The organism is Geitlerinema sp. PCC 7407 (assembly GCF_000317045.1).
GTDB lineage: Bacteria > Cyanobacteriota > Cyanobacteriia > PCC-7407 > PCC-7407 > PCC-7407.
The window spans coordinates 3,884,235-3,897,229 of record NC_019703.1 but is presented as its reverse complement, the minus strand read 5'-3'; the positions used below and the strand labels follow the sequence as shown (position 1 = coordinate 3,897,229).

10 protein-coding genes are annotated in these 12,995 nt (G+C 59.6%); 6 read left to right on the top strand and 4 right to left on the bottom strand.

Annotated features, from left to right (window positions below):
- Nucleotides 1–21 precede the first annotated feature (21 nt).
- Nucleotides 22–1,089, bottom strand: coding sequence for an LOG family protein (locus GEI7407_RS15810; protein ID WP_015173209.1), 1,068 nt, complete (start codon nt 1,087–1,089; stop codon nt 22–24).
- A 238-nt stretch (nt 1,090–1,327) separates the two neighbouring features.
- Here GEI7407_RS15810 and GEI7407_RS15805 point away from each other — a divergent pair, with 238 nt between their 5' ends.
- Nucleotides 1,328–1,963, top strand: coding sequence for a hypothetical protein (locus GEI7407_RS15805; RefSeq protein ID WP_015173208.1), 636 nt, complete (start codon nt 1,328–1,330; stop codon nt 1,961–1,963).
- Here GEI7407_RS15805 and GEI7407_RS15800 read toward each other — a convergent pair.
- Nucleotides 1,960–2,823, bottom strand: a complete 864-nt coding sequence (locus tag GEI7407_RS15800) for a shikimate dehydrogenase (protein ID WP_015173207.1) — start codon at nt 2,821–2,823, stop codon at nt 1,960–1,962. The genes GEI7407_RS15805 and GEI7407_RS15800 overlap by 4 nt on opposite strands.
- 276 nt (nt 2,824–3,099) lie before the next feature.
- Between GEI7407_RS15800 and GEI7407_RS19710 the strand changes: the two genes are divergently transcribed.
- Both GEI7407_RS19710 and GEI7407_RS15790 read left to right on the top strand, forming a co-directional pair.
- Nucleotides 3,100–4,665, top strand: a complete 1,566-nt coding sequence (locus GEI7407_RS19710; RefSeq protein WP_015173206.1) for a serine/threonine-protein kinase — start codon at nt 3,100–3,102, stop codon at nt 4,663–4,665.
- 129 nt (nt 4,666–4,794) lie between these two features.
- Nucleotides 4,795–5,415, top strand: coding sequence for a bifunctional 2-polyprenyl-6-hydroxyphenol methylase/3-demethylubiquinol 3-O-methyltransferase UbiG (locus tag GEI7407_RS15790; protein WP_015173205.1), 621 nt, complete (start codon nt 4,795–4,797; stop codon nt 5,413–5,415).
- A 160-nt stretch (nt 5,416–5,575) separates the two neighbouring features.
- Here GEI7407_RS15790 and psbA read toward each other — a convergent pair whose 3' ends face one another.
- Entirely contained in the window at nt 5,576–6,658 is a 1,083-nt protein-coding gene (psbA, locus tag GEI7407_RS15785) for a photosystem II q(b) protein (RefSeq protein ID WP_015171126.1), read from the bottom strand.
- 151 nt (nt 6,659–6,809) lie between these two features.
- Entirely contained in the window at nt 6,810–7,151 is a 342-nt protein-coding gene (locus GEI7407_RS15780; protein ID WP_015173203.1) for a histidine triad nucleotide-binding protein, read from the bottom strand.
- A gap of 207 nt (nt 7,152–7,358) precedes the next feature.
- Between GEI7407_RS15780 and GEI7407_RS15775 the strand changes: the two genes are divergently transcribed.
- From GEI7407_RS15775 to GEI7407_RS15765, 3 genes are all read left to right on the top strand, one after another.
- On the top strand, nt 7,359–8,888 hold the full coding sequence (locus GEI7407_RS15775) for a YifB family Mg chelatase-like AAA ATPase (RefSeq protein ID WP_015173202.1): 1,530 nt from the start codon (nt 7,359–7,361) through the stop codon (nt 8,886–8,888).
- Nucleotides 8,889–9,018: 130 nt separating this feature from the next.
- The gene (locus GEI7407_RS15770; protein ID WP_015173201.1) at nt 9,019–10,032 is read left to right on the top strand and encodes a BMP family protein; all 1,014 of its coding nucleotides are present in this window, start codon (nt 9,019–9,021) and stop codon (nt 10,030–10,032) included.
- A 127-nt stretch (nt 10,033–10,159) separates the two neighbouring features.
- Entirely contained in the window at nt 10,160–12,952 is a 2,793-nt protein-coding gene (locus tag GEI7407_RS15765) for a PAS domain S-box protein (RefSeq protein WP_015173200.1), read from the top strand.
- Nucleotides 12,953–12,995: the final 43 nt, after the last annotated feature.

The window sequence follows — 12,995 nt, the reverse complement described above, 5'->3', positions numbered from 1 at the left end:
TGGCTGCGTTGGGCGATTGCCCTATTTTTGCTCCGGGTGCTTGGACTCCGGGGCCGGCGCGCCCATCTCATTGATCCGCGAAATCATTTGGTAAAGCCGCCCCAGATCGCGCTGGTTGAAATGAAACACCAGACGCGGCATGGGCTCGGTTTCATCGCCCAGTTCCTCCGGCAGCGCCTGACTCTTCTCGATGGAGCCGTGCACCACGACATCGCGAAACTCTTGGTTGAGCGTGTCGACGTGGTCCTCGGTCAGCTCGGACTTGAGGCGCAGTACCAGCTTTTCGCGCACGTAGCGGCTGGAGTGGTAGACCCGATAGAAGTTGGCGATCGCCGAGCAGGCCACATCCAGCCGATCGGTGATCGTGTAGATGCTCGGATCATCGGGGCTGATCAGGCCGCTGCTGAGCAGATTCTTGTGGATGTAGTCGTTCCAGTCGTGCCAGTAGGTGCCCCCCGGCCGATCGATCAGCACCAGGGGTGCGGGGCCGTACTTGCCGGTTTGGGTCAGCGTCAGGCACTCGAACGCCTCGTCCTGGGTGCCGAACCCGCCCGGAAACAGAGCGATCGCGTCGCTCTCTCGCAGCAAGAAGAGCTTGCGCGTGAAGAAATACTTGAAATAAATCAGCTTGTCGCTGCCCGCGATGTAAGGGTTGGCCTCCTGCTCAAAGGGCAGCCGGATATTTAGCCCGAAGGAGCGCCCCGGTCCGGCCCCTTCATTGCCTGCCTGCATGATGCCGCCCCCGGCCCCGGTCATCACCATGAAGCCCTGCTGGGACATGCACTGGGCAAAGTCCCGCGCCATGTAGTACTCGGGGTGCTCTGGCTGGATTCGCGCCGACCCGAAAATCGTCACTTTGCGGATGTGCCGATGGGCGTAGAAGCTCTCGAAGCCCTGCTCGAGATCTTCGAGGGAGGCAGCCAAAATCTTCCAATCCAGACGATCTCTTTCATCCTGCGCAATGCGCACCAGGGTGCTGAGGGCGCGGCGAATCAGCCCCGCGTGCTTCATGGTGGGCAGCTGCTGTAGCAGCTCCCCAATCTCAAGCTGCAAGGAATCCAAAGTGTCTGAGGAAGGAGAGGAAGTCATGCACGTCTCCAAACGGGCGGCATTCTATTGTAGCGAGAATCTCTGACCCAAAAACACAGCCCTCTCTGGGGTGCGGCGAAGCCAGCCGCGGCGATCGCCCGGGGTGAGGCTCCTGTCAGGCAAGAATTGCTAGAGTGAAGGGGATCGCTGCCGACGCAGCGCAAGGCGGCGATCGTGAGATGCCTGGTGGAGCCGCTGGGGCTCGCTGGGCTGTCTCCTCACCCGCTTTTCATCGCCTATGGCCAAGGTCGACCTGGAAACAACTCTGCAAACCCTGATCGCCCAGTGCGAGGCCCATGGCTGCCCGCTCTCAGCGGTGCAGCAGGATCTTTTGCGCCAGCTGCTGCAGCCGTTGTTTGGCCGTACGGCGACCTCCTCCGAGACAGAGGCTCCGGCAGACTCCCCCGCCAATCCCCTCGATGAGCTGACGCCGGAGGAGCGGCAGATTCTGCTGCAATTTATCCAGGCCCAGGAGGCCCAGGACCAGCTCTGGCAGGCGACTCTGCTCAATGACTGGCTGCACAACCGCCCCTCGGGGCCGGTGCAGTTTTTGCGCGATCGCTATGGCCTTCCTTGGCTCAATCGAATTACGGCGGACCACGTTGCGGCCTATGCGCCGACCGGGTCTGCGGGGGCTCCACCGCTGCGCGTGGGCGATCGCATCGAGGTCTCCAACAGCCTCTGGGAATGGGTGCAGGCCGATGGCCCCTGCACCCAAGAGTGGTTTTCCTGCACCATCGTCGGCCTGTCGGAAACCCGGGACGATGGCCGCACGTTCACGAGCTGTACGGTGCGCTTCGACAACGGAGCGGAGTACCAAATCCAGGGCATGTTTGACTGGAACCGCTACCACTGGCGATCGCCCAGCGCCTAGGTGCGCCCCAGGTGCCGGTGCAGGGCCTGACGCATCACCGCCACGGGAACCGGCTGCTCGAGCCAGATTTCCAGGCCCGCGGCCCCCTGACAGATCAGCATCTCTAGCCCGTCGATGGCGATCGCCCCTTGGGCCTCGGCCTGCTGCAAAAATTGCGTCGGGCTGGGCGTATAGATCAGGTCGTAGGCGATCGCCCTGGGCCGGATCTGGGCCGCCAGGGCGGCATCCAGCGGCGAAGCGTCGGGGTGGGGCGTCATGCCAATGGGCGTCGTATTCACAATCAGATCGGCCTCGGCCAGACAGTCGGCGAGCTGCTCCCAGGGACGCACCTGGAGATTGCCCGCCAGGGGAGAGCCCTGCCAGCTCTGCTGAAACTGGGCCAGCTTGTCCGCGCTGCGGCCCACCACGTAGGTGGTTTGGCAGCCTAGCTGCCCGCAGCCCGCCACCACGGCCCGCGCCGCGCCGCCATTGCCGAGGACCACTGCCGTGGTGCTGCGCCAGTCCCGCCCCAAGGCCTCCAGGGGCGCCAAAAATCCCGCGACGTCGGTGTTGGTGCCGCTCCAGCCCTGGGGGGTCCACCACACCGTATTCACCGCGCCGATCGCCTGGGCTAGATCCGACACCTCCGCCAGCATCGGCATGATCGCCTGTTTGTGGGGGATCGTCAGGTTGAAGCCCCGCACGCCCAGGGCCTCCAAGCCAGCGATCGCCTTGGGCAGATTGTCCGGGGCCACGGGCAAAGGAATATACACAAAATCAGCCCCCAAATGGGCGATCGCTGCATTGTGCATAATCGGAGAAAGGGAATGTTCTACTGGGTGGCCCATCACCCCCAGCAACCGAGTTGAACCAGTAATCATGGCGGTTGTGTGCTTGCTACAAGTTGAGTCTCTACCGCATTGTCTCGCGTTGCGTCCCGAGTGCTCCCAAAGGGCGATCGCCGCTCCCCCTGCCCCGCTTTTGAGACCCTCCGCTCCCGGCATCTCTGTACATGCCCCCCAGCACAAAGTCTTCCTTGCTACAGAACCTCCGCAAATCCTCCCGGGATTGAAGCAAAGTTGATAGCGTAGAATTTGTCCCCCAACAAGACTCTCTGAGAGTGCAGTTCCCGCTGACCCCCAAGATGTATCCTCATCATGCTGGACACCCTACTGGACGGGCGCTACAAGATCATCAAAACCCTGAGCAAAGGTGGCTTTGGCCAAACCTACATTGCTGAGGACACCCGCCGTCCGGGCTGCCCCCAATGCGTGGTCAAGCACCTCCGGCCAGCCAGCCAAGATACCCAATTTCTGCAAGTATCGCGGCGCCTCTTCACCAAAGAAGCTGAAATACTGGAGAAACTGGGTCAAAATCCTCAGATTCCCCAGCTTTTGGCTTACTTTGAGATCGAACGGGAATTTTATTTGGTACAGGAGCTCATTGTTGGGACGGCCCTGAGCGATGAGATTCCCCACAAGAGCCACCTCAGCGAGACTGCCGTTCGCAAGCTGTTGCAGGACGTGCTGACGACCCTGGTGTTTGTGCATGGCCATCAGGTGATCCACCGGGACATCAAGCCGAGCAACTTGATTCGCCGCTGGTCGGACGATCGCTACGTGCTGATCGACTTTGGCGCCGTCAAAGAAATCCAGGCCCCCCGCCAAGACAGCTCGGAACTCAGCCAAATTACGATAGGCATTGGTACCCATGGCTACATGCCGGCTGAGCAGATCGCGGGTCGCCCCCGCTTTAGCAGCGATCTCTACGCCCTGGGCATGGTAGCGATCCGGGCGTTGACCGGTATCGAGCCGACCCACCTCCCCGAAGACCCGACCACGGGGGAACTCAACTGGCACGCGTACACAGCGGTGAGTCCAGATCTGGTGCAAATCCTCAATCGCATGACCCTGCCCCACTTCAGTCAGCGCTACAGCTCGGCTCAGGAAGTGCTCCAAGATTTGCAGCGTATCGACGCCACGGTGCCGCCGGTTCCGCCCGCGGCGATCGCCCCCCGCGATCGAGTGCCCACGCCAGTCGACTTGCCCCGCACGGAGTTTCCGCCAACGGCCACGCCCCCCACGATCGCCCATGTGGACTCAGAGATCGTCCTGCCCCCCGGGCGATCGCTCTGGCTACGCGCGGGAGGCATGATGCTGGGCTTGGCGGCGATTTTCTCCGCTTTTCGCCTCAATCCTTCCAAAACCCTGCCCCAGCAGTCGCTGCAGCCGCCGCCTCTGACCTTAGACTACAGCCCAGCCCTCACGCGCCAAGACGTCGTCATTCCGTTTACCCAGATTTCCCTAGAACCTGCTAAAGCGCCGGGCTATGAGCGCTTTGCCAGCCTGAGCGTGCCCGACACGGACACCACACACCTTGCCTTTGGCAGTCAAATTCGGCGCTATGACGTCCACATCGCCAAGATGATAGAGCTGTCCCACTACTTTCACTGCATGGATCCCTACGCCAACGGTGTCGAAAAGGCGGTGGTGTGGGACTATCGGGCCGACAGCGGCCGGGTCAAAATGGGGGTTTTTCGGCTGCGCTGCACCCAGGTCAAAGAAACTGTCGCCATCTACGGGCTCGGCCCACCAGAGCCGACAGACGTGCGCCTCGGTGGCCAAAATCCCCAAAGCTTTGAAGTGCCGACCCTGACTTTGCAGGGCGACTGGAAAGTCAGCCACTTTCTCAACTTCGTGCAGACCCTCAAGCCGGAGCGGTAACTCTCCTGGGTGGGCGCTGATAGCGTGCGATCGCGCCTTTCTGTTGCGAAGCGTTACAGCTAGTCAGACAACCCACGCGAAATCTGCTGTCATGGTTGGAAAGTCACCCACAGCGCTCTCCAACTCTCCATGAAACTCTCGGCTCAAAGCGTCGAAAAACTCGAAAAATTTTTTGCTCGGCTTCAGTCGGAAACCTACCCTGAAAGCCCCAGCAACATCCATACCGCCATCACTGAGCAGATGATTGGCTTCTTTTTTCAGCACTACTCACTGCCGGCGTCCGCCAAAGTCTTGGACGTGGGCTGTGGTCAGGGGGTGGCGCTAGAGCGGTTTCAGGCACGGGGCTTCCGCCCGGTAGGCATCACCCTCAACGAGACGGACGTCCGAGTGTGCCAAGAAAAAGGCTTTGAAGTCTACCAGATGGACCAGTCTTTCCTAGACTTTGACGACGAACAGTTTGAGTTTATTTGGTGTCGGCACTGTCTAGAGCACAGTGTTTTTCCCTACTTTACGCTGAGTGAGCTTTCCCGCGTCCTGAAGCCCGGAGGCTATCTCTATGTAGAGGTTCCTGCGCCCGATACCGTCTGTCGCCATCAGTCCAACGGAAATCACTACAGCGTCTTGGGCAAGACCATGTGGCTGGAGCTGTTTCAGCGCTCTGGCTTCCGTAACCTGAACGTGCTGGACCTGACGTTTGAGGTGGTTGCTGGTCCTGATCTTTACTGGGCTTTTATCCAGCAAAAGTCCTAGGCAAAACTGAAGTTCTCAGCGGGCGATCGCCCTTTTCTAGGTGTCTTTCGCCAGCTTGCATACGAAAAAGGCCGTCCCCTTGGGGACGGCCTTTTCATTTATTCATCTCAGGTTGCTTATGGCCTCTACAGGTCTAGCAAGTCAGGAGATAAATCGGTGATTAACCGTGGATAGCGGGAGCAGAGAGAGCCACAGGAGCAGCCTCGCCAGCAGCCAGGTCAAGGGGGAAGTTGTGAGCGTTGCGCTCGTGCATCACTTCCATACCCAGGTTTGCACGGTTGAGCACGTCAGCCCAGGTGCCAATCACACGACCCTGAGAGTCGATGACGGACTGGTTGAAGTTGAAACCGTTCAGGTTGAACGCCATGGTGCTGATGCCCAGAGCGGTGAACCAGATGCCAACCACAGGCCATGCAGCCAGGAAGAAGTGCAGAGAACGGCTGTTGTTGAAAGAAGCGTATTGGAAGATGAGACGACCGAAGTAGCCGTGGGCTGCAACGATGTTGTAGGTCTCTTCTTCTTGACCGAACTTGTAACCAGCGTTCTGAGACTCGTTCTCGGTGGTTTCACGCACCAGAGAAGAGGTCACCAGAGAGCCGTGCATGGCGGAGAACAGCGAACCACCGAAGACACCAGCCACACCGAGCATGTGGAAGGGGTGCATCAGAATGTTGTGCTCAGCTTGGAACACGAACATGAAGTTGAAGGTGCCGCTGATGCCCAAAGGCATACCGTCAGAGAAGCTGCCTTGGCCGATCGGGTAGATCAGGAACACTGCGGTCGCAGCTGCAACAGGTGCAGAGTAGGCAACGCAGATCCAAGGACGCATGCCCAGGCGGTAGCTCAGTTCCCACTCACGACCCATGTAGCAGAAAACGCCAATGAGGAAGTGGAACACAACCAGCTGGTAAGGGCCGCCGTTGTACAGCCACTCATCGAGGGAAGCAGCTTCCCAGATGGGGTAGAAGTGCAGGCCGATAGCGTTGGAAGAAGGAACAACAGCACCAGAGATGATGTTGTTGCCGTACAGCAGGGAGCCAGCAACGGGCTCACGGATACCGTCGATGTCGACGGGGGGTGCTGCAACAAAAGCGATGATGAAGCAGACGGTAGCAGCCAGCAGGGTGGGGATCATCAGAACGCCGAACCAGCCCACATACAGGCGGTTGTCGGTGCTCGTGACCCACTCGCAAAAACGCTGCCACAGATTGGCGCTTTCGCGTCTCTGTAGAGTAGTCGTCATGTTGGAATGAGTGCTTGTTACTGCATTTAATGTCTGGGTGAGCGTTTGCTCTTTCCCATGTAACAACATTAATTCTTTTGTTGAGCTTTGTAAACCCTTTTGGTGGTTTTCTTTAATTTTGGCCGTCAGCAGCAACTGGGCTGAGGGCGGGCTAGCCTGGCGGCCACTGCATTTGGCGCCCGCCGAGGATGTGAAGATGAAGATGATAAACGGTTTGGCCACCGTCTTGACCGGTGTTAATCACGACCCGATAGCCGTTTTCGAGACCTTCTTGCTCTGCGACTCGCTTTACAGTCAGTAACAAATGGCCGAGGAGAGCGTGATTGTGAGATTCGGTGTCGGCCAGGGTGGGGATGGGGTCTTTGGGGATGACCAGGATGTGGACGGGCGCCTGGGGATTGATGTCTCGGAAGGCGAGGGCGAGGTTGTCTTCGTAGATGATGTCGGCGGGAATCTCGCGCCGGACGATTTTGCTAAAGAGGGTGTCACTCATGGGGAGCGCTTCCTGAAGGTGAAGGGTTTCCAAGGGGTGACCTTGGCTGCTGAGATTCTGCCATACTCCCGGTGAATGCAAAGGCGGGAAAAGTTTTGGGACTGAGCTTGCCTTTTGCTGTGTTGGCGAAATTTTGGCTGGTAGGGTTAACCCAGCGCCTCAATAGGGCACTCTATTAACCAAATTAAGCAGTCATAAAGCGGGGCCATGCTGGCGAGAGTTTGGAGTGCATCCCTAGTGGGCATCGATGCTGTCCGGGTGGGGGTTGAGGTGGATGTGTCCGGCGGCTTGCCTGCCATTGTGGTGGTTGGTTTGCCGGGTACGGAGGTCCAAGAATCGCGGGAGCGAGTGAAGGCGGCGCTCAAGAATGCGGGCTACGCGTTTCCGATGCGGCGCATTGTGGTGAACCTGACGCCAGCGGATCTGCGAAAGGAGGGTCCCTGTTTTGATTTGCCGATTAGCGTGGGGATTTTGGCGGCGTCGGATCAGGTGAGCGCGGATCTGCTGGGGGACTATTTGTTTCTGGGGGAGGTGTCTCTAGACGGCGGGCTGCGGCCGGTGGCGGGGGTGCTGCCGGTGGCGGCGGCGGCGCAGCAGATGGGAATTCGGGGCTTGGTGGTGCCGGCGGATAATGCGCGGGAGGCGTCGCTGGTGCGGGGCTTAGAGGTCTATGGCTTCCAGCATTTGAAAGAGGTGGCGGATTTTCTGAATGGGCCGCAGAAGTATGAGCCGGTGACGTTTGCGGGGATGGCGACGGAGCGGCGATCGCCCCCGACAGGCGCAGATCTGCGAGATGTGAAGGGCCAGGCCCATGCTCGGCGGGCGCTGGAGATTGCGGCGGCGGGGGGACACAATTTGATTTTTGTGGGGCCGCCGGGCAGTGGAAAGACCATGTTGGCGCGGCGGCTGCCCAGCATTTTGCCGCCTCTGAGTTTTGAAGAGGCGCTGGAGGTGACTCAGATTCACTCGGTGGCGGGGCTGCTGAAGGAGCGAGGGGCTTTGGTGAGCGATCGCCCGTTTCGGAGCCCCCACCATTCGGCGTCGGGGCCTTCCCTGGTGGGGGGTGGCAGCTATCCGCGACCGGGGGAGATTTCCCTGGCCCATCGGGGCATTTTGTTTCTAGATGAGCTGACGGAGTTCAAGCGGGATGTGCTGGAGTTTCTGCGCCAGCCCCTTGAGGATGGCTACGTGAGCATTTCCCGGACGCGGCAGTCGGTGGCATTTCCGGCCCAGTTTACGCTGGTGGCCAGCACCAATCCCTGTCCCTGCGGGTATTTTGGCGATTCGATCCAGGCCTGCACCTGCTCGCCGCGCCAGCGCGAAAACTATTGGGCCAAGCTGTCGGGGCCGCTGATGGACCGGATTGATTTGCAGGTGGCGGTCAATCGGCTCAAGCCGGAGGAGATCACGCGGCAACCGACAGGGGAGGAGTCTCAGAAGGTGGGCGATCGCGTGCAGGTGGCGCGCGATCGCGCTCGAAAACGCTACCAGGACGAGCCCCAGCTCCGCTCGAACGCAGAGCTGCAAAGCCGCCATTTGCGGCGGTGGTGCCCGCTCAATGATGCAGCCTGCACGCTGCTAGAAGGGGCGATCCGTAAGCTGGGGCTGTCTGCCCGGGCGACCGATCGCATTCTCAAGGTGTCCCGCACGATCGCCGATTTGGCCGGAGAAGATCACATTCAAACGCCCCATGTGGCCGAAGCGGTCCAGTACCGAACCATTGACCGAATGCAGTAGCGCTGCGGGGCTGCCTCGCACCCAAAGCGTTCCCGAATAGACCAGAACTGATCGTTGGCGTGGTGAAATTCCGTTTGAACTCTGTCCCGTTTTGCTGCTCACCCTCTCAGTTTCAGGAGTCTTCTCAGTGATGCGCATTCGACGCTTCTTGGTCTGCGGTTTACTGGCGCTGTTGAGTTTTGTGGGGGCGGTGAGCTGTAGTGGTCCGTCCCAGGAATCGGTCAATCCGACGAATACAGGTCTCAAGGTTGCTTTGATCACGTCGGGCGCTGCCAATGATCAAAGCTGGAGTGAGGCTGGCATTGGAGGTCTCAAGCTGATTGAGGAGCGCTATCAGGCCCAAACGAGCTATCAAGCCAGTGTGTCTAATGAGGCGGCAGAGGCGGTTTTGCGGCAGTACGCTAAGGACGGCTATGACTTTATCATTGCCCAGAGTGGTGGCTATGTGGCGGCGGCAGAAAAGGTGGCGGCGGAGTTTCCGCGCACCAAGTTTGCTGTGGTCAATACCTATCCAGGCAATAACAGTAATTTGGGGGCCGTGGCGTTTCGGTCCGGGGAGGTGGGCTATCTGACGGGCTATCTGGCGGCAATGAAGAGTCAAAGCAAAAAGGTGGGCTACATTGTGGGCGATCGCTATCCCATGTATGTCGAGGAAGAGGCTCTCTTTCGGCGGGGTGCGAAGGCCCAAAATCCAGAGATTGAGGTGTCATCGGTTTTCTTGGGGTCTTGGACGAATGGCCTGAAGTGCACTGAGGTGGCCCAAGAGATGGTCAGCAAGGGCGTCGATGTTTTGGCCCTCAATGCGGATGCGGCGGGAGCGACAGCGATGCAGGCGATCGCCCAGAAGTATCCTGAGGTCCGCTTTATCGGCTGGACCCAAGATCAGCACGCGATCGCGCCCGGTAAAGTGATCACCAGCGTGCTCCAAGACATCCCGGCCCTCGTTTTCAACGCTGCAACCCTCATGCAGCAAGGGCGCTGGGAAGGGAAGCTCTATAAATTTGGTCTCAAAGAGCAGATTTATAGTTTTGCGCCTCTTCGGGGCCTGACTCCCGAAGAAGAAGCCGCGTTTAATCAAGTCAAAGAGCAGGTCATTGTCGGCGAAATTGACGTTGCTCCAAAGGCTGCGGGGCAAGCTCAATAGCATTAAGTCTGAAAAGTGCGGCCTGAACACTGGCTGTTGTGCCCTGTTTGGGGTGAAAAGAGTTGGTCCTCGGCGCTCCGCCCGCCGTTGGGCAGCTGAGATAGATCCTTAATTGGCCGGTGGCACCATGCTCGACAAAAACGCAAATTTCCCTGGCTCCTTGGCTGCTCGCCCCTTCGCAAAACCGCGTCGCGGCTTCTGGTCGATCGCGAACCAGCTGCGGTTTAGTTTTTTGGCGCTGGTGCTGCTCAGCTTGCTGCCGACGGGTGGCGCTTTGATCTATTTGAGCTCTCAGGCCCAGCAGACGCTGTCCCAGGAGCTGCAGGCCCAGATCAGCCAAGGAGCAGCGGCGGAGGTCAACAACTACCTTGATGATCTCCAGCGCAAGGTGGCCTATCTGGCGCGGGTGCCGGGTCTGGCGGATTTGCCGCCGCCGGTGTTGCAAAGCTTGCTGAAAGGGCTGACTCGCCACAACGATGCCTACGAGGCGATCGCCATTTTGGATGAGGAAGGGCGAGTGGTGACGGCCATCTCCTCCTACATGCCAGTGATGTTTGGCTCGTGGGCCCATACGCCAGCCTTTGGGCGCGCGCTGCGCCAGCAGGAAGAGCACATTAGCCCCGTCGAAATTGACCCGGTGACCAAAACGCCCTACACGCTGATTGCGGTGCCCATTCGCGATCGCAAGGACCAGGTCAGCGGCGTGCTCATGGCCCAAATCAACCTCAATTTCCTCTGGTTTGTGATTTCCCAAACCCAGGTGGGCAAAACAGGCTACACCTACATCGTGGATGAGCGCAATAAAGTCATCGCGGAAAAAGGCCTGACGCCAGAAACCGCTGAGCTGAAGACGATCTCTGATTCGGCTTTGCTCAAGAGCGTGACTAGTCCTCTAGCCGACAATCGACTCCAGCGCTATCGCGGTCTGCGAGGGAAGCCGGTGTTTGGGGCGATCGCCCGCGTGCGCAGCGTCAACTGGAACGTGGTGGTGGAACTGCCCCTCACCGAGGCCTATGCCCCGGTACGGCGAATGCTGCGCCTGACGGTGAGCGCGCTGCTGCTGTTCAGCGCCCTGGCCGCAGCGGGCGGATTTGTGATCTCGCGGCGCATTGTGCGTCCCCTCCGCCAGCTGACTCACGCGGCTGCCCGCATTCGCGACGGCTACCTGGAGACCCAGGTGAGCATCCGTGGCGACAATGAACTGGGCCTGTTGGCGACCACGTTTAACACCATGACGTCTCAGCTGCGTGAGCTGGTGGAGGCGGTGGAGGTCGAGCGCAACTTTGTCTCGGCCATCCTGGAGACAGCGGGGGCGCTGGTGATGGTGCTGGATGCCCAGGGCCGCATTGTGCGCTTCAATCAGGCCTGTGAACGGGTGAGCGGCTACGCTTTTCAGGAGGTGGAGAACCGGCCGTTCTGGGACTACTGCCTGTCGGAGGGCGATCGCGCGGCGGTCGCCCAGCAGTTTGGGGCGCTCCAGGTGGGGCAGTTTCCCCGCCGCTACGAGGGCGTCTGGGTGACCAAATCGGGGGAATCGCGCTTTGTGACCTGGTCTGACGGTGTGCTGCTCGATGACGAGGGGGCGATCGCCTACGTGGTCAGCACCGGCATCGACATTACCGAGCGCAAGCAGGCCGAGTATGCGCTTGAGGAGAGCGAAGAGCGCCTCCAGGCCATCCTCGACAACTCTCCGGCGGTGATTTATCTCAAGGATCTCGACAACCAGTTTTTGCTGGTCAATCGCCAGTTTGAACGGCTCTTTGGGGTGCAGCGGTGGGCCGTCAAGGGGCAGCGAGACGCCGCCGTGCTGCCGGAGGCGATCGCCGCCAAGCTCCGCACCTACGACTCCCAGGTGATCACCTGGGGCCACCCCATCCAGGGCGAGCTCAGCCTCTGCCAAGGCGAAGATCTGCGCACCTATCTGGTCAGCCAGTTTCCGCTTTATGACGCCAGCGACGCGCTCTGCGCCCTGTGCAGCATTCTCACCGACATCAGCGATCGCAAGCAGGCCGAAGACGAAGTCCGCCAAGCCAAGGAAGCCGCAGAAGTCGCCCTACAGAACTTCCACAAAGCCCAAACCCAGCTGATTCAGGCCGAAAAAATGTCCAGCCTGGGCCAGCTCGTGGCTGGGATTGCCCACGAAATCAACAACCCCGTCAACTTCATCTACGGCAACCTGAGCCACGCTGACACCTACGCCGCCGACTTGCTCGATCTGATTGCCCTTTACCAGGAGCACTACCCTGAGCCTCATCCCGCCATCCGCGATCGCAGCGAAGACATCGACCTGCCCTTTCTCCTCGATGACCTGCCCAAAATCCTCACCTCCATGCGCATCGGTGCCGATCGCATCCGCCAAATTGTCCTGTCGCTGCGCAACTTCTCCCGCATTGACGAAGCCGACATGAAGGCCGTCGACATTCATGAAGGCATCGACAGCACCCTGCTCATTTTGCAAAGCCGCCTCAAACCCCAAGAAAATCGCCCCACCGTCAAAATTGTCCGGGAGTACGGCGCGCTGCCCCCGGTGGAGTGCTTCCCGGGCCAGCTCAACCAAGTCTTTATGAACCTGATTGCCAACGCTATCGATGCCCTCGAGAGCGTCAGCGATCCAAACGTCAACGCCACCCTCTACCAGCCCCGGCCCCAGATCTCCATCCGGACCCAGGCCAACTCCTCCGACAGCGTCAGCATCTGTATTGCTGACAATGGCCCCGGCATGTCTCCCCAGGTTCAAACCCAGCTTTTCAACCCCTTCTTCACCACCAAACCCGTCGGCAAAGGCACCGGTTTGGGCCTCTCCATCAGCTACCAAATTATTGTCGACAAGCACGGCGGCTCCCTCCGCTGTGTCTCGGAGGTGGGAACCGGCACCGAGTTTTGGATTGAGATTCCGGTGCATCAGCCCGAGACGCTCTAAAATTCTAATCACTGGGAGTGTGGCCCGATCGTGGGCGATCGCA

Bases quoted from the DNA above. Each gene is read 5' to 3' on its own strand.
- GEI7407_RS15810 (WP_015173209.1), bottom strand. From the start codon at position 1,089: ATGACTTCCTCTCCTTCCTCAGACACTTTGGATTCCTTGCAGCTTGAG.
- GEI7407_RS15805 (WP_015173208.1), top strand. From the start codon at position 1,328: ATGGCCAAGGTCGACCTGGAAACAACTCTGCAAACCCTGATCGCCCAG.
- GEI7407_RS15800 (WP_015173207.1), bottom strand. From the start codon at position 2,823: ATGATTACTGGTTCAACTCGGTTGCTGGGGGTGATGGGCCACCCAGTA.
- GEI7407_RS19710 (WP_015173206.1), top strand. From the start codon at position 3,100: ATGCTGGACACCCTACTGGACGGGCGCTACAAGATCATCAAAACCCTG.
- GEI7407_RS15790 (WP_015173205.1), top strand. From the start codon at position 4,795: ATGAAACTCTCGGCTCAAAGCGTCGAAAAACTCGAAAAATTTTTTGCT.
- psbA (WP_015171126.1), bottom strand. From the start codon at position 6,658: ATGACGACTACTCTACAGAGACGCGAAAGCGCCAATCTGTGGCAGCGT.
- GEI7407_RS15780 (WP_015173203.1), bottom strand. From the start codon at position 7,151: ATGAGTGACACCCTCTTTAGCAAAATCGTCCGGCGCGAGATTCCCGCC.
- GEI7407_RS15775 (WP_015173202.1), top strand. From the start codon at position 7,359: ATGCTGGCGAGAGTTTGGAGTGCATCCCTAGTGGGCATCGATGCTGTC.
- GEI7407_RS15770 (WP_015173201.1), top strand. From the start codon at position 9,019: ATGCGCATTCGACGCTTCTTGGTCTGCGGTTTACTGGCGCTGTTGAGT.
- GEI7407_RS15765 (WP_015173200.1), top strand. From the start codon at position 10,160: ATGCTCGACAAAAACGCAAATTTCCCTGGCTCCTTGGCTGCTCGCCCC.